This is a genomic window from Granulicella sp. S156 (assembly GCF_009766105.1).
Taxonomy (GTDB): Bacteria; Acidobacteriota; Terriglobia; order Terriglobales; family Acidobacteriaceae; genus Granulicella.
In genome coordinates, this window is sequence record NZ_LMUH01000025.1 from 592,046 (window position 1) to 608,970 (window position 16,925).

Sequence of the window (16,925 nt, forward strand, 5' to 3'; positions counted from 1 at the left end):
TTACGGACAGAAAGAAGCCTACCTCCAACACCTGTCATTTCGACCGACCAACGGGAGCGGAGAAACCCCTGTATTTAGCCGGTGATCGAAGTGCCGAAGAAGCTAAGAGATACGCTCCATGACTCTAGCCGGTTTTATTCAAATTTGAGCAACCCATCTCGCATTTGATTGAAACACTCAATTATTGAACCATTACCATAAATTCTTCTTCAAAATCTAGAATTATGGCGTGTAAATCGCTCATCCAGCATGACATGACTCCGCCATCTGCTCGATTTCACCACATTGTTTCACGTGGAACAATATTCGGATCAGGTTGAGTGTTCGCCGCTTCAATCCGGTCTGCGAGGGCACTTTTATGTCGTTTGCACCCGATCGAAGGCCTGAGCAAATACGCTACTCAGCAGGATCGTAGTTCAGATTCGGCCCAAGCCATCGCTCAACTTCCGCCACGCTCATGCCCTTGCGTTCGTGATAGTCCGCAACCTGATCGCGATCGATCTTGCCAAGGCTAAAATAGCGCGATTGAGGATGCGCAAAGTAGATTCCACTCACGCTCGAGCCAGGCCACATCGCAAACGACTCCGTAATTAGCATCCCGGTATTGGCCTCCACATCCAGCAAATGCCAGAGCGGTCCCTTCTCCGTGTGATCCGGAGACGCCGGATACCCCGGAGCCGGCCTGATACCCCGATACCCCTCCTGAATCAGTTCTGCCGGGCTCAGATTTTCCTCAAGACCGTAGCCCCACTCATCCCGAACCCGCTTGTGCAGACATTCAGCAAAAGCTTCAACCAGGCGATCGGCAAGCGCCTCGGCCATGATCGCGTTGTAGTCGTCATTCTCCGCCCTGAACTGGTCGCACAACTCCTTCATTCCGATCCCGCTGGTTACGGCGAAAGCACCTATGTGATCGGGCAACCCTATTTCCTTCGGCGCAATAAAATCAGCCAGCGACCGGCATGGTTCCGCGCCTTCTCTGTTGGTTTGCTGACGGAGGAAGTGGAATCGCTCCAGCACCTTTTCGCGTGTTTCGTCGGTGTACAGTTCGACATCGTCACCCACGGCGCTGGCGGGAAAGAAGCCGTAGACACCTCGCGCCGCAATCAGGTTCTCCTCAATGATGCGATCCAGAAGAGCATTGCCTTCCTTGAAGACCTGACGCGCCTGCGCACCGTGCCCCTCGTGCTCAAGGATGCGAGGATAGATACCCTTCAGCCCCCAGGCATGAAAGAACGGCGACCAGTCAATAAACTCGCGCAGCGTCGCCAGAGGAAAGTTATCCAACACGCGCACCCCGGTAAACGACGGCGTGGGCAAGTCTTCGGCACGCCACTCAATCGGAGTTCGCCGCGCGCGCGCAGTCTCAAGCGGAACAACCTTCAGCTTCGGCGCTGCATGTGCCTTGCGAAGCGCCTCATAGTCAGCGCGATGCTGCGCCACAAACTCCGCTTTGCCATCGTCACTCAAAAGACTCGACGTCACAGGCACTGCCCGGCTGGCGTCCAGCACATGGACCACTGGCTCGCTGTAATGCGGCGCAATCTTGACCGCCGTATGTGCCCGGCTGGTGGTTGCCCCGCCGATCAGCAGCGGCACTTTGAAACCCTGGCGCTCCATCTCGCGAGCCACATGCACCATCTCGTCCAGAGACGGCGTGATCAGGCCACTCAGGCCGATCATGTCCGCTTTCTCCGCCTTGGCACGCTCCAAAATCTTCTCGCACGAAACCATCACTCCAAGGTCGATGACATCGTAGTTATTGCAGGCCAGCACGACACCGACGATGTTCTTGCCAATGTCGTGCACATCCCCCTTGACCGTCGCGAGCAGGATCTTTCCCTGCGCCTTGACGACCTCTCCAGCCGCAACCATGGCCGCCTTCTCGGCCTCCATAAACGGCGTAAGGTGCGCCACAGCCTTCTTCATCACACGGGCAGACTTCACCACCTGCGGCAGGAACATCTTGCCGGCGCCAAACAGATCGCCTACCACGCTCATGCCGGCCATCAGCGGGCCTTCGATCACCAGCAGCGGGCGACCCAGCTTGACGCGGGCCTCCTCGGCATCGATCTCGATGTACGCATCTATGCCCTTGACCAGTGCGTGCGAAAGACGCTCCTCCACCGTGCCATGGCGCCACTCTTCGGCCTTCTTCTCGTTGACGACCTTGCCAACGTCCTTCAGCTTTTCGCCGTGTTCCACCAGGCGCTCTGTCGCGTCAGGACGACGATTCAACAACACGTCCTCGACCAACACCTTCAGCTCGGGCTCGATCTCCTCATACACCTCGAGCATCCCGGCATTCACGATACCCATGTCCATGCCCGCCCCGATGGCATGGTACAAAAACGCCGAGTGCATGGCCTCGCGAACCGTGTTGTTGCCTCGGAAGCTGAACGAGATATTCGAGACGCCGCCGCTAACCTTCGCATGCGGCAGATTGGCCTTGATCCAGCGCGTGGCGTTGATGAAGTCGACCGCGTAGTTGTTGTGCTCCTCCATCCCTGTGGCAACCGTCAGGATGTTCGGATCGAAGATGATGTCCTCGGCCGGAAAACCGACCTCGTCTACAAGGATCTTGTAAGCCCGCTCGCAGATGCGGATCTTCTCGTCGAAGGTCGCAGCCTGGCCCTGCTCGTCGAAGGCCATCACCACTACCGCCGCGCCGTATTTCAGCACCTTCGCCGCATTCTGGCGGAACTTCTCCTCGCCTTCTTTCAGCGAGATCGAGTTCACAATGCCCTTGCCTTGCAGGCACTTCAGCCCTGCCTCGATGACCTCCCACTTCGAGGAGTCCACCATAAAAGGCACCTTGGCGACCTCAGGCTCGCTCGCCAGCAGCTGCAGGTAGCGGGTCATGGCAGTTACGCCATCGATCATCCCCTCGTCCATGCAGATGTCGATAACGTTGGCCCCGTTCTCGACCTGCTGCCGAGCCACGCTTACTGCTTCTTCAAACTTGCCTTCTTTGACCAGTTTCGCGAACTTCGGCGAACCGGCCACATTGGTCCGCTCGCCGATCATGATGTAGACACCGGACTGTTGCGTAAACGGCTGCGATCCCGAAAGACGGAGCGGCTTTGTTTCCCTTAGGGCGGTCCCGCTCATGCTACCCACTTTCGCGGAGCCTTACCTTCGAGCGCCTTGGCAATCGCCGCAATGTGTTCAGGCGTGTTGCCGCAGCAGCCACCGGCGATATTGATCAGCCCACCCCGTGCAAAATCGCTCAAGTACCGGGCCATATCCGGCGGCCCAAGATCGAACCCCGTCTCCGAAAGAGGATTCGGTAATCCGGCATTCGGGTAACACGAGATCGCCACGTTCGCCTTCTCCGAGAGCTCCTCCAGGAACGGATACATAAGGTCAGGCCCCAGCGAGCAGTTCAGCCCCACCGACAGCGGCTTCACATGCTTCACAGCGTTCCAGAAAGCCTCCGTGGTCTGTGCGGAGATCAGCGTCTCGCCGCCACGCCCCACCGCCGCAGAGATCATCACCGGCAACTCCTTGCCATCCTCATCGAATACCTCACGAATCGCGACCAGCGCCGCCTTGGCGTTCAGCGAGTCAAAGATCGTCTCAACCAGAAGTAAATCTGAACCACCGGCAATCAGTGCGCGCACCTGCTGGGCGTAGGCAGCCTTCACCTGATCGAACGTGACCACACGGAAGCCGGAATCATCGGCATCGGGCGAGTTCGAAAGAGATACGGTGAGCGGTCCGATAGCCCCCGCCACAAAGCGTTGGCGCCCCGTCTCGTTCCCCACACGATCGGCCCATTCCCTGCACTGCCGCGCCGATTGCTCATTGATCTCCCAGGCCAGCCCGTCGAGGAATGAGTCGTCGATGATCTTCTGGTAGAACTCGGGGTCTTTCCTGCCGCCATGCTCCCGTGGATCTTCCACGAAGAATTCGCTCTGCGTGATGCTGGTCGCGCCGAAGGTGTTCGTCTCAATGATGTCCGCCCCAGCCTCCAGAAACCGGCGATGGATATCGCAGATCATCTGCGGCTGCGTCAAGGAGAAGAGATCGCCATTGTTCAGCAGGTCCTTCGTCGAGTCCTTGAAGCGCTCCCCGCGGATGTCAGCTTCCGTCATGCCGTAGGTGCGGATCGTCGTGCCCATCGCCCCATCGATAATCGCGATTCGATTCTCGAGGATCTTTTCAAGGGGGTGCCTGGAAGCCTTCGTTATCTCTTCCGGATAGCTCAGAGTATTAGCCATCTCATACCTTTCATCGTCGCGGTTTGCTCACGCGCCTATCGCAGTGCGGCGAGCCCGAAGGCTCGCCGCTGGTGAATCTTGTTCGCCGCTAACGATATATCTCTGTTAACCGCTCCTAAGCCAGCACTTCGGCGTGTTCTTTGTCCGACTTCGGAAGACCTGTGGACACAGCCACCAGCAGGTCTTCCTTGCGCATGACCATGGTGGTTGCGTTCAGGCTCGCCAGCTCGAAACCATGCCCGTGCGTAATCGCATCGGTCGGGCAGGCTTCCACGCAGTATCCGCAGAAGATGCAGCGGTTGTAATCAATGTTGTAGACCTTTGCATAGCGCTCAGCCGAGGAGATACGAGTCTCTTCGGTATTGTCCGCGGCCTCAATGTAGATGCAGTTCGACGGGCAGGCCGCCGCGCACAGAAAGCAGGCCACGCACTTTTCCAGGCCATTCTCATCGCGTTGCAGCTGATGCTTGCCGCGGAAGCGCTCCTGCAACTGCGCACCGCGTAGCGGTCCCTTGCCGTCCGGATAGTTCTCCACCTCGGTCGGCTGGAAACCCTCTCGGAGCGTGATGCTCATACCCTTCGCAATGGCGGCGACGTTGCGGATGATCGACATAGAACTTAAGTATACGTGTTCTTCCTTGAAGATCTATACGTCCCCGCCCAGGCGGCGTACTCTGGGCAGATGAAGACCTCTATTTTTGCCGCTCTCCTCCTTGCCCTCGCGCCGCTCTCCCTTGTCGCCCAGGCCCCCGCGGGGCAGGACAGCAAAGCCCAGGACGGCATGGCTGTGGAGCACGCCAAAGCTCCCGTCCCCCCTTCAAAATCCGTGAGCATCACCTTTGAAGGCAGGATCACGACACTCTCCCTGGAAGACCTGATCAACCTGCCCCAGGTCACCGTCAACGTGCATAACGCCCACACGAATAAGGACGAAACCTATACCGGCCCGCTGGTCTCGGATGTTCTGGCCAAAGCCGGCCTCGTCTCCTCCCGCGAGACCCAGCCGCTCATCCTCCACAGCAGCGTCGTGGCCACCGGTACAGACCACTATTACGTCCTGTACTCCGCCGCCGAAGTGGAACCCGCGTTCAGCACCGGCAAGGTCATCGTCGCAGTCATGAAATTCGGCCTGCCGGACAACGACGGCGGCCTCATCCAACTCGTCAATACGACGGACACCAAGGCCGCCCGCTGGGTCCACGGTCTGACCAGCCTCAATGTCATGAGCCTCTCGCAGACGGTTACGAAGTAGTGGTGGCTTCCCCGGTGGGAGATCGGGTGCAAAACGCATATTTCTGCATACCCCACCAAAATTGTCATCTCGACCGAAGCATGACAGCTATAAGTCATGCGTAGTGGAGAGACCCCTGTATTTTTCCTGGAGCAGCATTACGGCTATGGGCAAAATACAGGGGTCTCCCCACTACGGCGCAAAGTACGCGCCTTCGGTCGAGATGACAATTTTTTAGGCGACAAGCCAAAAAACGACTCCGGTACACGAATGAGCTACCGGCTCACCATCGACCCAATATTGGTCAGATACTTAAGGTACTTCGCGAACTTCTCCGGCACGACCCGGTAGTAAACATTGAGTCCCTCTTTGCGAGAGGTAATCAGCCCCAGATCTGTCAGCACCTTAAGATGATGCGACAGCGTCGCTCCTGAGATGGCGTGTTTTGCATGCATCTCACCGCAGAACAACTCATCGTGCTCCGCGATCTGCGTATAGATAGCCAGGCGATTGGGGTCTCCAAGAGCCTTTCCTATCTGCGCCACCTCGTCGTCCGTCATTTTTCCCATAGGTATATCAGACGCGGCAAACACAATTCTGAATCCAACTATTTCGATGCTCATCTAAATACACATCACGCTTCCGAAGTGCTGTGTAGATGGAGATATCACGATGTGGATTGTTCGACTTGCGCTAAACCGACCCTACACGTTCATTGTAGCTTCGATCCTTATTCTGGTTCTGGGCTTTTCGTCGATCGCGACCACGCCGACCGACATCTTTCCTAATATCGATATCCCTGTTGTCACGGTCATCTGGTCGTACTCCGGGCTCCCCGCCAAGGAGATGGAGCAGCGCGTCACCACCTTCAGTGAGTTCGTCATGGCCGTCGTCAATGACGTAAAGTCCATCGATTCGCAAACGACCAGTGGCGCCAGTGTTATCAAGATTTCGTTCCAGCCCCAGGTACGAATCGATAGCGCCATGTCCCAAATCGACGCCGCGGTAAATTCCATTCGCTTCCGTATGCCACCCGGTGTAAATCCGCCGTGGATTCTGCGTTTTAGCGCGTCAACCGTACCCATCATCCAGCTTGCACTCTCCAGCGACACGCTCTCGGAATCGGAACTTTACGATTACGGTTTGTTTCGTGTTCGACAGCAGTTATCCACAGTTCCCGGGACCTTATTGCCAGCACCCTATGGCGGCGTAGCCCGGCAGATCATGGTGGACATGGATCAGAATGCCCTTCTCGCCAAAGGTCTGACGCCCATCGATATCACCGCAGCGATCAATGCCCAAAATGTGACGCTTCCATCAGGCACCGCAAAGGTTGGCAACCGGGAGTACACCGTCAGCACCAACTCCAGTCCTGTCGATGCATTGATGTTGAATGACGTGCCCATCAAGACCGTCAACGGCTCTCTTGTCTATATGCGAGATGTGGCTCACGTACGGGACGGCTGGGCTGTGCAACAGAATTCGGCCCGCGCCAACGGCAAGCCTGCGGTCCTGCTGGCCATCATGAAGACAGGCTCGGTCTCGACGCTGGACATCGTCAACCAGATCAAGAACGACGTTCTTCCCGCCTCACGAGCTGCGGCTCCGAAGGGGCTCAACATCAAGGAACTCTTCGATCAGTCCATCTTTGTGAAAGCAGCCATCGTGGGTGTCTTGCGCGAAGGAGCCATCGCAGCATGCCTTACGGCGCTGATGATTCTGTTGTTCCTGGGCAGTTGGCGCAGCACGCTCATCATTGCCATCTCCATTCCGCTCTCGATCCTCAGTTCGATCATCGTGCTCAGCGCGATGGGCGAAACGATGAATACCATGACCCTCGGAGGCCTGGCCCTGGCCATCGGCATCCTGGTCGACGACGCAACCGTCACCATCGAAAACATCCACCGGCACATGGGCGAACAGCCTCTGCGCGAGGCCGTGCTGATCGGTGCCTCCGAGATCGCCACACCGACGCTCGTCTCCACGCTGACCATCTGCATCGTCTTCGTCTCGGTAGTCTTCCTCACCGGCCCGGCGAAGTACCTCTTCACGCCGATGGCGCTGGCGGTTGTCTTCGCCATGCTCGCTTCCTACATCCTCTCCCGCACGCTCGTTCCGGTGCTGGTCAACTACCTGCTGGGCGCCGAGCACACCTTCGAGGGCAACTTCGATCTGGAGACGCTCGCAACCGTAAAGCGCTCCATCTTCGGACGCATTAACGACCGCTTCAACCAGGGCTATCTCTGGGTCCAGACCCGCTACACCCATTCGCTGGAGACGGTCCTGAACCACCGCAGGCCAGCGCTCATCGTGTCGATCGCCCTTATGTCCACGGCGTTCGTATTGCTGCCGTTTGTCGGCAGAGACTTTTTCCCTGCTGTCGATGCGGGCCAGATTCGGCTGCACGTAAGGGCGCAACCCGGAACCCGCATCGAGACCACCAAAGCAATCTTCAGCCAGGTGGAAGAGCAGATTCACAAGACCATTCCAGACGATGAACTGGAACTCCTCATCGATAACATCGGCCTCTCACCCGAGACCTTCAACTACGCCTTCGGTGATGGAGCAACCATCAGCAGCGCAGACGGCGAGATCCTGATCGCGCTCAATGAAAAACACCACGGCCCGACAGACAAGTATGTGAAGCAGCTACGCACGCAACTGCAGCAGCAGTTCCCTGACCTCACCTTCTTCTTCCAGCCCGCAGACATCGTGACGCAGATCCTCAACTTTGGACTGCCCTCACCCATCGATGTGCAGGTGCAGGGCTACGACCCGGCGAACTATGAGATCGCCCGCCATCTCCGCGAGCGCCTCGCAACGGTTCCCGGTACGGTCGACGTTCATATGCACCAGGTCGTCGACGCGCCGGATCTGCATCTCGACATAGACCGCGTGCGCGCAGCGCAGTTCGGCCTCACCCAGCAGGACGTAGCCAACAGCATCTATATCTCGCTCAGCTCCAGCGCTGCGGTGCAGCCGAACTTCTGGCTCGACCCCAAGATGGGCATCACCTACACTGTCGCCGCGCAGACGCCGCAGTACAGCATCAATTCCATCAACGCCCTGCAGAACACGCCTATCCCGATCCACACACTGGATAACCGCACCGAAGTGCTCGGCAACATGGCGACGCTCAAGCCCGCGATTCAACCGGTGGTCATCAACCACCACAACGGCGCACCCGTATTCGACATCTTCGCCAACACCCAGGACAGCGATCTTGGCTCCGTCGCGGCGAAGGTCACCCGCATCGTCAAGGAGGAGAGCAAGAACCTTCCTCCAGGAACGAAGATCGTCGTGCGCGGACAGGTAGAGAGCATGAACGAGGCCTTCAACCGTCTTGGTCTCGGCCTTACGTTTGCCGCTCTTCTTGTCTACCTGCTCATGGTTGTCAACTACCAGAGCTGGCTCGATCCCTTCATCATCATCTGCGCGCTTCCCGGAGCGTTCTGCGGCATTGTATGGGCGCTCTTCCTCACGCAGACCACCTTCAACGTCCCCAGTCTTATGGGCGCCATCATGTCCATCGGCGTAGCCACGGCCAACTCGATTCTCCTGGTCACCTTTGCCAATGAACTTCGTGCCAAGGGCGTCGCCCCACTCGAAGCGGCGGTCACAGCCGGCTACACCCGGCTGCGTCCCATCATCATGACGGCCTTCGCAATGATCATCGGCATGCTGCCGATGGCGCTGGGCCTGGGAGAAGGCGGTGAGCAGAATGCTCCGCTGGCTCGTGCCGTGATCGGCGGTCTTACCGTCGCCACCTTCGCCACGCTCTTCTTCGTCCCCTTGATGTTCACCCTCATCCACGGAAGAAACGCCAACACACAACAGGAGGCCGCATGACACAGCAGACCGAAACCGTTCCTACCCAGAAGACTCAGCAGAAGACCACCAGCACCTTCGTCAAAGCAACCGGTGCGGCTGTAGTTCTGATCGCTCTGGTCGCCATCGGCACCCTCCCACGGCTGACACGTCAGCGTGAGGCGCTGGCTGCCGTTCGTGACTCTGCGGTGACGCATCCAGTCGTCTCGCTTGTGCATGCACAGAAAGGGGAGCCAACCTCCGAACTTCTGTTGCCCGGCAACATCGAACCGCTCTATGACGCCAATCTCTTTGCCCGTGTCGATGGCTACCTCGACCGCAGGAACGTGGACATTGGCACCAAGGTGAAATCGGGCCAAGTGCTGGCGGTCATCTCTTCCCCGGAGATCGATCAGCAACTGCTTCAGGCCCGCGCCACTCTGGCACAGTCGGACGCCTCGCTTCTGCAGGCCAATGCTGCTCTCCAGCAAGCAAAGGCTAACGCCGAGTTGACGCGCCTTACCAAGGAGCGCGATCTTCCTCTCGGCCAGGAACACGCGATCTCGCAGCAGATCGTCGATGAAGCCGTGCAGGCTCACGATGCTCGCCTCGCCGATGTGGCCGCTGCGAATGCCAACATCACGGCCGCCGAAGCCAGCGTGACAGCCAACCACGCCAACGTAGCGCGTCTGCTGCAGATGCAGAGCTTCGAACGTATCGTTGCCCCGTTCGATGGCGTTATCACCGCGCGCAATGTCGAGCGCGGCGACCTCGTAAGCGCCACCGCCAGCAGCACGGCAAAGCCACTCTTCAGCATTGCCCAGAGCGGCACCCTGCGCATCCAGGTCGATGTGCCACAGTCCGAAGCAGTCAACATTCAGGATGGGCAAAAGGCCTCCATCGACGTCAAGGAGCGCCTCGGACGTCCCTACACCGGCACCGTCATCCGCAACGCCGGAGCACTCGATAACGCAGCCCGCACCATGCTGACCGAGGTGCAGGTCGACAACAAAGATGGCTCCCTGCTGCCGGGCATGTATGCCCAGGTCGAGTTCACACTGCCGGAGCAGCACACTGCTCTTATCATCCCGACCAGCTCTCTCGTCGTCGACCACTCAGGAATGCACGTTGTGACCGTGAACCCGGACCACACGATCCACTTCGTGCCAGTCTCCGTGGGCAAAGACATGGGAACACAGGTTGAGATTCTCACAGGGCTACAGGGCTCGGAAGCCCTGGTAGCCAGTCCGAGCGATCTGCTCAACGAGGGTCAACATGTCGAAGTGCGCTGAACATCTTTCCTGCCACCAACAGTGGCAGAACCACACCGTAAGGGACGTTGTCGTGAAGAGAGTCGTACAAACCCTCGTTGCGGGCGCGCTCGCACTGATGGTGGTCGGCTGCAACGCAGGCCCCAACTACAAACGCCCCGTCGATACCACGCCGCAGGCCTATCGTGGCGTCCTCGCGCCAGACATTGCACCCACCGCATCGGCAACCTCGCTCGCCGATGAAAAGTGGGCAGCGGTCTTTCAGGACCAGGTTCTGCAGCGTCTCGTTCAGGAGGCGCTGCAGAACAACCTGGACCTGCGCATTGCAGCCCAGCGCATTCTTGAGGCCCAGGCACAACTCGGCATCACGCACGCACAACAGCTTCCGTCTGTGAGCGCTGGTGCCAGCTACTCCGCTCTGCAAGCGCCCTCGTCGCTGGTAGGCAACAACTCCAACGGCACCCCGAACAACTCCTTCTTCAACGGTGGAGGCTTCAGCGGATCAGGAGCATGGAACCTCGATTTCTGGGGACTGTACCGCCGCCAGACCGAAGCCGCGCGCGCCGACCTGCTGGCCAGTGAATGGGCGCAGAAGGCCACCCGATCCACGCTCGTCCAGGATGTTGCCGAGTCCTACTTCCAACTGAGAAGCCTCGACGCTCAACGAGAGATTACAGAGAACACCATCAAGGCCCGCACGGACTCACTGCACCTCACGCAATCGCTGGAGCGGCACGGTGCTGGTTCCCTCGCAGATACGCGTCAGGCGGAGGAGCTGCTCCACGCTGCTCAGGCCAATCTCCCTGAGTTGCGGCGCCAGATTGCCGTACAGGAAAATGCCCTCAGCATTCTCCTGGGCCACAATCCCGAAGCCATCGATCGCGGTCTTGCAGTCGACCAACAGCCTCACCCGCAAGAGGTGCCGGTGGGTGTGCCTTCACAACTTCTCGAACGCCGCCCCGATATTCAGCAGGCCGAGGCCAAGCTGGTTGCAGCCAACGCACGCATCGGCGTCGCCAAGGCGCAGTTCTTTCCGCAGATCTCACTCACCAGCATGGGCGGCTCGTCGAGCAGCCAGCTGCAATCCATCTTCTCCTCGCCAAACGCCTACTGGTATGCCGCCGGTTCGCTCTCACAGCCGATCTTCGATGGCGGCCGCATTCGCAACAACTACCATCTCTCGCAGGCGCAGGAGCAGGAGATGCTGCTCGAGTATCGCAAGACCATCCTCAATGCGCTCAAGGATGTTTCGGACTCTCTAGTCACCTATAAAGAGACGCGCGAACACCGTGAAGAACAGGCTGCGCAGGTGACATCCGCGGCTGATGCCGTGCGGCTCGCGCGGCTACGCTACTCCGGCGGAAACACCAGCTATCTTGAGGTGCTCACCACGGATACAGATCTCTACTCGGCGCAATTGCTTCTCGCCCAGGCGCAGCAACAGGAGGCGGCCTCTCTGGTGGATCTCTATGCGGCGCTCGGCGGAGGCTGGCAGTAACGGGAGCAGGGCTTCAGCTTTTTGTAACATCAGGGCGATCGCCCTTTAGAAACGCTTGAAGGGTAGAAACTTGCCGGACATGCCGATCTTTACGCGGTCGCCCTTTGGGTCCGGCTCCCGTTCGATGGACATACTGAAGTCGATTGCGCTCATGATGCCATCCCCAAACTCTTCTTCGATAAGAGCCTTCCACGTAGTGCCATAGTTTTGGATCAGTTCATAGAAGCGGTAAATCAGTGGATCGGTGGGTGGCATGATCGCAGTCGCCCCTCGCTCGGGGGAGATCACGAGCCAGTTGGCCTCTTCCTTTGTTAGACCGAATATTGCCGCGGCTTTGCCTGCCTCCTCGGCAGTCAACGTCATCTGCCCCAACAGGGCCGCTGTATAGATGATTGGTGAACTACTTCCCAGGTCAGCGGCGATACCTTTCCAGGTCAGTCCCAGTTCGACCTTCCTGCTCAAAATCTTTGCGGTTACTTCTTCGCGACTCGACATGCTGTCTCCTGAACGTCTCTTCTACACAACGGATTGACCGGAGCCTTATTCGCTCCGGTCAATCAACGTATGCTGCTCATTGTCTCTCAGCTCAAGGCATCGCTGATTAAGCCTTGGTGAGTTCACGCACGCTGTATGAGTGCGCTCCTACACCAGCCAGCTTGCCGCCCTTCGTGATGAGGTACTCATCGCGGATGGGGCGATCCTCGAACCAGCACTCCAGTATCTCGCGAGTCCCCGTAGCATAGCGGGTCTGTGCGGAGAGCGAGGTGCCCGAGATGTGCGGTGTCATGCCGTTGTATGGCATGGTCCGCCACGGATGATCAACCGGTGCAGGCTGCGGGAACCAGACATCGCCGGCATACCCGGCAAGCTGGCCGCTCTCCAAGGCACGGGCAATCGCATCGCGGTCGCAGATCTTTCCGCGTGCGGTGTTGATGAGATACGCACCACGCTTCATCTTGGCAAGGAGAGCCTCGTTGAACAGATTCTCCGTCTCAGGATGCAGCGGTGCATTGATCGTGACCACGTCGCACACCTTCACCATCGACTCGGCATCGGGGTGGAAGGTGAGGTTCAACTCCCGCTCGACCGACTCCGGCAAACGATAGCGGTCGGTGTAGTGGAGTTTCACATCGAACGGCTTCAACCTCCGCAGGATGGCAAGCCCGATTCGCCCGGCGGCGACCGTACCTACATGCATCCCTTCAAGGTCATAGGAGCGCTGCACGCAATCCGCGATGTTCCAACCACCCTTTACCGCCCACTCATGGGAAGGAAGATAGTTGCGAACCAACGACAGAATCATCATCACCGCATGTTCCGAGACGCTGATGCTGTTGGAATACGTGACCTCAGCGACAGTAATACCGTGCTCGTTTGCGGCTTCAAGATCCACATGATCGGAGCCGATGCCTGCTGTGATTGCGAGCTTCAACTTCCTGGCCTTCGCAATGCGTTCGGCAGTCAGATAAGCAGGCCAGAAGGGCTGCGAGATGACGATATCGGCATCGGGAAGCTCCTTGTCGAAGACAGAATCCGCTCCTTCTTTGTCGGAAGTGACAACGAACGTGTGCCCCTGGCTTTCGAGGTACTTGCGAAGCCCGAGTTCACCCGACACGCTCCCCAGCAGTTGGCCGGGCGTGAAGTCGATCGCCTTGGGAGTCGGTGCCGTCTGTCCTCCCACATAGGAGGTGATCTTAGGTATATCAACCCGCGCGTAGGACTTGGGATATCCCGTAATTGGGTCGTCATAAAGTACGCACAATACTTTCGCCATCGTTTTTCTCCTGTTGCATCTGCAACACAACAACAGTGCGACTTGGAGAAAACGACCGTCAAACAATGGAAAACGATCAACTGATCGGAGATTTCGATTGCGGACAACTATTCTTACTCAGTAAATGAATCGGCGTGCCGCGCACTATCTCCACTATCAAGATTTTTCTAGACAGAGATCGCTATGAAGAAAATTGATGGACCTTCGTTATTGCTTCTGAAATACCCTGTTATGTCCGACATTCAGAATATTTTGAAAGCCCATAGCGGGCAGCAATTCCGAGGCTTTGCTAGAACCCGGGCGACCACGATAGGAGATGTCCATTTCCAGGAATAGAGACGCATCGTCCATGACAAGCACCCCCCCTTTCGCTACTTTCGGAGCAAACACCTTTACATCATGGGTAGCAATTTCTTCCGTATGATCGCCGTCGATGTAAATTAGATCGAACTGACGCTCATCAAGCGATGAAAGAATGTTACTGTCTGTCGAAAATCCCCGCAAAATTTCGACCTTTCCAAAATCCAGATCGAATTCACTAAATATTTTTTCGCAATCCGCAAAATAATCGCCGTTTTGATAGAGGCTGCCTGCTTCGATCTCATGCCGAAACCTTCGATCAATGCGCTTACGGATTGCTCTCAAGAGGCGATTTTCGCGAGTAACACCAGTAACTCCAGAAAAAGGGCTAAGGGCCGAAATCTGTAGCTGCACTTCAACATGACGCGAAATCAACGACCACAGACTGATGACCTGTCCCTTATAGACGCCGATCTCCAGGCACCGAATGACAGAGGAGTGTTGTCCAAGGTGACTGAGGATTAGATACCACATGGTATGAAAGGCTCGGTCTCCAAAGCCCCATTGCTGGGCTTCAACCCAAGCGCGATGACTGGAAAGCCACGGCCAGTGATAGGATGTGGCTTCCATTTCTCTATAGATTCGGGTATTACATTCTCTGCTGTTCTGATAGCGTGCAACGTGATCGGATAAGTTCAACTCCGTTCCAATCAATGGATCGACATATCTGTTTGGTCCCAGCTCTTCCAAATCAGCACACCTCTTATGATCGGGCAGTTGAATCGGCCCAGAACCGATTTAATCTCTGTGGCGCCAACTTTATCAGACGTTTTGATGGAATGTCTACAGTGTCGTGCAGCATAACCGTGAAGATGAATTTGCGCGCGCAACGCTTCGTCATGCGGAGAACGGACGCAGACGCAGCCTGATCTCCTTCTTTGTTTTCGGCATCTTTGCAACATCCAGAAAAGCGCGTGCCATCGCGGGAAGCGGCTCCTGATCTGTCGTCACCAGGCCGACCGCGTGAGAGGCTTCTGGTTCGACGAGCGGCAGCACCACCAACATCTCGCGATCCATTAGAAGCCTGACAAAGCTATCGGGCAGGATCGTCGCCCAACGCCCCGTATGAAGGTGGCCTAAAAGCGCAAGCAGTGAGTTGGACTCCAGTTCCGGATGGAGCGTCGCTCTCCCCTCTTTTGCGTGCCTCTCCAGAATTCGTCGATTCTGCATATCCGGGGTCATTAAACAAAGAGGTTCGGCAGCGGCTTCTCTCCATGTAATTTGCTTCTTCTTTGAGAACTTGCCTTCGCGGCAGGTCACAAACATATATCGCTCGCGATGCAGGGAAAGTCGTCGAACTCGAACCAGAGGATCGTTGTCGAGATAGGTAAAGCCTACGTCCAGTGAGAAATCGTCAAGCCCACGCTGAATCTCCGCGGAACTCAGGGAGCGAATGAGGATCGTCGTCTCTGTGTGGAGTTTGGTGAAAGGAACGGTCAGCAGAGGGACCAGCGGAAGGGCTACTGGGATAGCACCGATACGGAGTTGCCCTCTTAGCCCGTGGCTCATGGAGTGCAGGCTCTGCTGCAGACTGCTGTAATCGCGGATCGATCTCTGGGCCCACGACAATACCTCAGCCCCAGCCGGTGTGAGGCCGACAAAGCGCTGTCCGCGCTCCACGATCAAAACGCCGATATCCTCTTCTAATTGTTTGATGCCGGCAGAGAGCGTCGATTGCGTAACCTTACAAGCGGCGGCCGCTCGACCGAAGTGCTTCTCACGAGCAAGCGCCGTTAAATACTCCAAGTGTCGCGTAATCACTTCGTTCAGGACCCCACTGCTGACAAGGGTAAACCACACCATAGAGCAGCGAGTTGAACGCATCGCTATTGTTCATCGGTGGCAACGCCCCGAAGGTGGCGTCCCGATTCCACCCTCAGATTAGAATTTTTAACGTCGCCCCTTGAGAGTCGCGTCAGGAGAAGCGCCCTATATTGATCGCCAACCCGAAAGGAATTGAATATTGAGTCAACGTCATCACGATGGAAGCGCTGGAGATGCGAACTACGGCGTGATCGGAAGCACCTATACACAGTATCGTCAGCCGGAACCTCGCATAGCGCAGTTCATTGACAAGGCATTGGCAGGGGCTCGGACGGTGCTAAACGTTGGAGCCGGAGCAGGCTCTTACGAACCCCTGGATCGGGACGTAACTGCTGTCGAACCCTCGGCCTCCATGCGGGAAAAGCGCCCAGCCCACCTCTCGCGGGCTATCGATGCCACAGCCGAGCATCTCCCGTTCGAGGACAACCAATTCGATGCCGGCATGGCGTCGTTCACGGTACATCAGTGGCCAGATCTGCAGGCTGGTCTCCGGCAGATGCGGCGTGTGACCCGCGGCCCCGTGCTCATCCTCACTTGCGACCCAGATGCCTTGGATCGATTTTGGTTGAACGCATACTCTCCTGAAGTAATTTCTGTAGAAGCTCGTCGCTATCCAGCGATAAGCACCATAGCGTCCACCTTAGGAGACCACACCTCGGTCCTCTCGGTTCCCATTCCCTTGAACTGCGTCGATGGCTTCGGCGAAGCCTATTACGGCCGGCCAGAACGTCTTCTGGAGCAAGGCGCAAGGCTGGCAAATTCGGCATGGAGCTTCGTTGAGCCGTCCGCACAGAAACGCTTTGTGGAGACGTTGCGTCAGGACCTGACAGAAGGCACGTGGGACAGGAAGTATGGTTATCTACGCACACAACCGGAGCTTGACGGTTCTCTGAGACTCATCGTCGGGCATGGTGCATCTTGATCGCGGCAAGCTGAG

At 57.3% G+C, this 16,925-nt stretch carries 13 protein-coding genes; 5 read left to right on the forward strand and 8 right to left on the reverse strand.

The window, feature by feature from the left end:
- Nucleotides 1-396 precede the first annotated feature (396 nt).
- From metH to GSQ91_RS21130, 3 genes are all read right to left on the reverse strand, one after another.
- Complete coding sequence (metH, locus tag GSQ91_RS21120; RefSeq protein WP_158823717.1) at nt 397-3,111, reverse strand: methionine synthase; 2,715 nt, start codon at nt 3,109-3,111, stop codon at nt 397-399.
- Complete coding sequence (locus GSQ91_RS21125; RefSeq protein ID WP_254064784.1) at nt 3,108-4,223, reverse strand: homocysteine S-methyltransferase family protein; 1,116 nt, start codon at nt 4,221-4,223, stop codon at nt 3,108-3,110. Before GSQ91_RS21125 ends, metH begins: the two co-directional genes overlap by 4 nt.
- A 115-nt stretch (nt 4,224-4,338) precedes the next feature.
- Nucleotides 4,339-4,836, reverse strand: a complete 498-nt coding sequence (locus GSQ91_RS21130) for an NADH-quinone oxidoreductase subunit I (protein WP_158823718.1) — start codon at nt 4,834-4,836, stop codon at nt 4,339-4,341.
- Nucleotides 4,837-4,905: 69 nt separating this feature from the next.
- Between GSQ91_RS21130 and GSQ91_RS21135 the strand changes: the two genes are divergently transcribed.
- Nucleotides 4,906-5,475 (forward strand): hypothetical protein, encoded by a 570-nt coding sequence (locus GSQ91_RS21135; RefSeq protein WP_158823719.1) that lies wholly within the window; start codon nt 4,906-4,908, stop codon nt 5,473-5,475.
- A 254-nt stretch (nt 5,476-5,729) separates the two neighbouring features.
- On the opposite strand, the gene GSQ91_RS21140 is transcribed toward GSQ91_RS21135, so the two are convergent.
- The gene (locus tag GSQ91_RS21140) at nt 5,730-6,023 is read right to left on the reverse strand and encodes a helix-turn-helix transcriptional regulator (protein ID WP_254064785.1); all 294 of its coding nucleotides are present in this window, start codon (nt 6,021-6,023) and stop codon (nt 5,730-5,732) included.
- Between the two features lie 103 nt (nt 6,024-6,126).
- Between GSQ91_RS21140 and GSQ91_RS21145 the strand changes: the two genes are divergently transcribed.
- The 3 genes from GSQ91_RS21145 to GSQ91_RS21155 are packed head-to-tail and all read left to right on the forward strand — an operon-like array spanning nt 6,127 to nt 12,030.
- Entirely contained in the window at nt 6,127-9,303 is a 3,177-nt protein-coding gene (locus tag GSQ91_RS21145; RefSeq protein WP_158823721.1) for an efflux RND transporter permease subunit, read from the forward strand.
- Nucleotides 9,300-10,553, forward strand: a complete 1,254-nt coding sequence (locus GSQ91_RS21150; protein WP_158823722.1) for an efflux RND transporter periplasmic adaptor subunit — start codon at nt 9,300-9,302, stop codon at nt 10,551-10,553. Before GSQ91_RS21145 ends, GSQ91_RS21150 begins: the two co-directional genes overlap by 4 nt.
- Nucleotides 10,537-12,030 carry an efflux transporter outer membrane subunit gene (locus tag GSQ91_RS21155; protein ID WP_158823723.1) on the forward strand — a complete coding sequence of 498 codons (1,494 nt, stop codon included), beginning with the start codon at nt 10,537-10,539 and terminating at the stop codon, nt 12,028-12,030. The genes GSQ91_RS21150 and GSQ91_RS21155 overlap by 17 nt, the downstream gene beginning before the upstream one ends.
- Before the next feature lie 45 nt (nt 12,031-12,075).
- Here the strand turns inward: GSQ91_RS21155 and cynS are convergent, their stop codons facing one another.
- From cynS to GSQ91_RS21175, 4 genes are all read right to left on the reverse strand, one after another.
- The gene (cynS, locus tag GSQ91_RS21160; RefSeq protein WP_158823724.1) at nt 12,076-12,525 is read right to left on the reverse strand and encodes a cyanase; all 450 of its coding nucleotides are present in this window, start codon (nt 12,523-12,525) and stop codon (nt 12,076-12,078) included.
- Nucleotides 12,526-12,631: 106 nt separating this feature from the next.
- The gene (locus tag GSQ91_RS21165) at nt 12,632-13,804 is read right to left on the reverse strand and encodes an NAD-dependent formate dehydrogenase (RefSeq protein WP_158823725.1); all 1,173 of its coding nucleotides are present in this window, start codon (nt 13,802-13,804) and stop codon (nt 12,632-12,634) included.
- A gap of 207 nt (nt 13,805-14,011) precedes the next feature.
- On the reverse strand, nt 14,012-14,854 hold the full coding sequence (locus GSQ91_RS21170; RefSeq protein ID WP_158823726.1) for a class I SAM-dependent methyltransferase: 843 nt from the start codon (nt 14,852-14,854) through the stop codon (nt 14,012-14,014).
- 147 nt (nt 14,855-15,001) lie between these two features.
- Nucleotides 15,002-15,988 carry a LysR family transcriptional regulator gene (locus GSQ91_RS21175; protein WP_254064786.1) on the reverse strand — a complete coding sequence of 329 codons (987 nt, stop codon included), beginning with the start codon at nt 15,986-15,988 and terminating at the stop codon, nt 15,002-15,004.
- 139 nt (nt 15,989-16,127) lie between these two features.
- Here GSQ91_RS21175 and GSQ91_RS21180 point away from each other — a divergent pair, with 139 nt between their 5' ends.
- On the forward strand, nt 16,128-16,910 hold the full coding sequence (locus GSQ91_RS21180) for a class I SAM-dependent methyltransferase (protein WP_158823727.1): 783 nt from the start codon (nt 16,128-16,130) through the stop codon (nt 16,908-16,910).
- The last annotated feature ends 15 nt before the right edge of the window (nt 16,911-16,925 follow it).

Excerpts from the sequence above, each read along its gene's own strand:
- metH (WP_158823717.1), bottom strand. The coding sequence starts at position 3,111 with ATGAGCGGGACCGCCCTAAGGGAAACAAAGCCGCTCCGTCTTTCGGGA.
- GSQ91_RS21125 (WP_254064784.1), bottom strand. The coding sequence starts at position 4,223 with ATGGCTAATACTCTGAGCTATCCGGAAGAGATAACGAAGGCTTCCAGG.
- GSQ91_RS21130 (WP_158823718.1), bottom strand. The coding sequence starts at position 4,836 with ATGTCGATCATCCGCAACGTCGCCGCCATTGCGAAGGGTATGAGCATC.
- GSQ91_RS21135 (WP_158823719.1), top strand. The coding sequence starts at position 4,906 with ATGAAGACCTCTATTTTTGCCGCTCTCCTCCTTGCCCTCGCGCCGCTC.
- GSQ91_RS21140 (WP_254064785.1), bottom strand. The coding sequence starts at position 6,023 with ATGGGAAAAATGACGGACGACGAGGTGGCGCAGATAGGAAAGGCTCTT.
- GSQ91_RS21145 (WP_158823721.1), top strand. The coding sequence starts at position 6,127 with ATGTGGATTGTTCGACTTGCGCTAAACCGACCCTACACGTTCATTGTA.
- GSQ91_RS21150 (WP_158823722.1), top strand. The coding sequence starts at position 9,300 with ATGACACAGCAGACCGAAACCGTTCCTACCCAGAAGACTCAGCAGAAG.
- GSQ91_RS21155 (WP_158823723.1), top strand. The coding sequence starts at position 10,537 with ATGTCGAAGTGCGCTGAACATCTTTCCTGCCACCAACAGTGGCAGAAC.
- cynS (WP_158823724.1), bottom strand. The coding sequence starts at position 12,525 with ATGTCGAGTCGCGAAGAAGTAACCGCAAAGATTTTGAGCAGGAAGGTC.
- GSQ91_RS21165 (WP_158823725.1), bottom strand. The coding sequence starts at position 13,804 with ATGGCGAAAGTATTGTGCGTACTTTATGACGACCCAATTACGGGATAT.
- GSQ91_RS21175 (WP_254064786.1), bottom strand. The coding sequence starts at position 15,988 with ATGCGTTCAACTCGCTGCTCTATGGTGTGGTTTACCCTTGTCAGCAGT.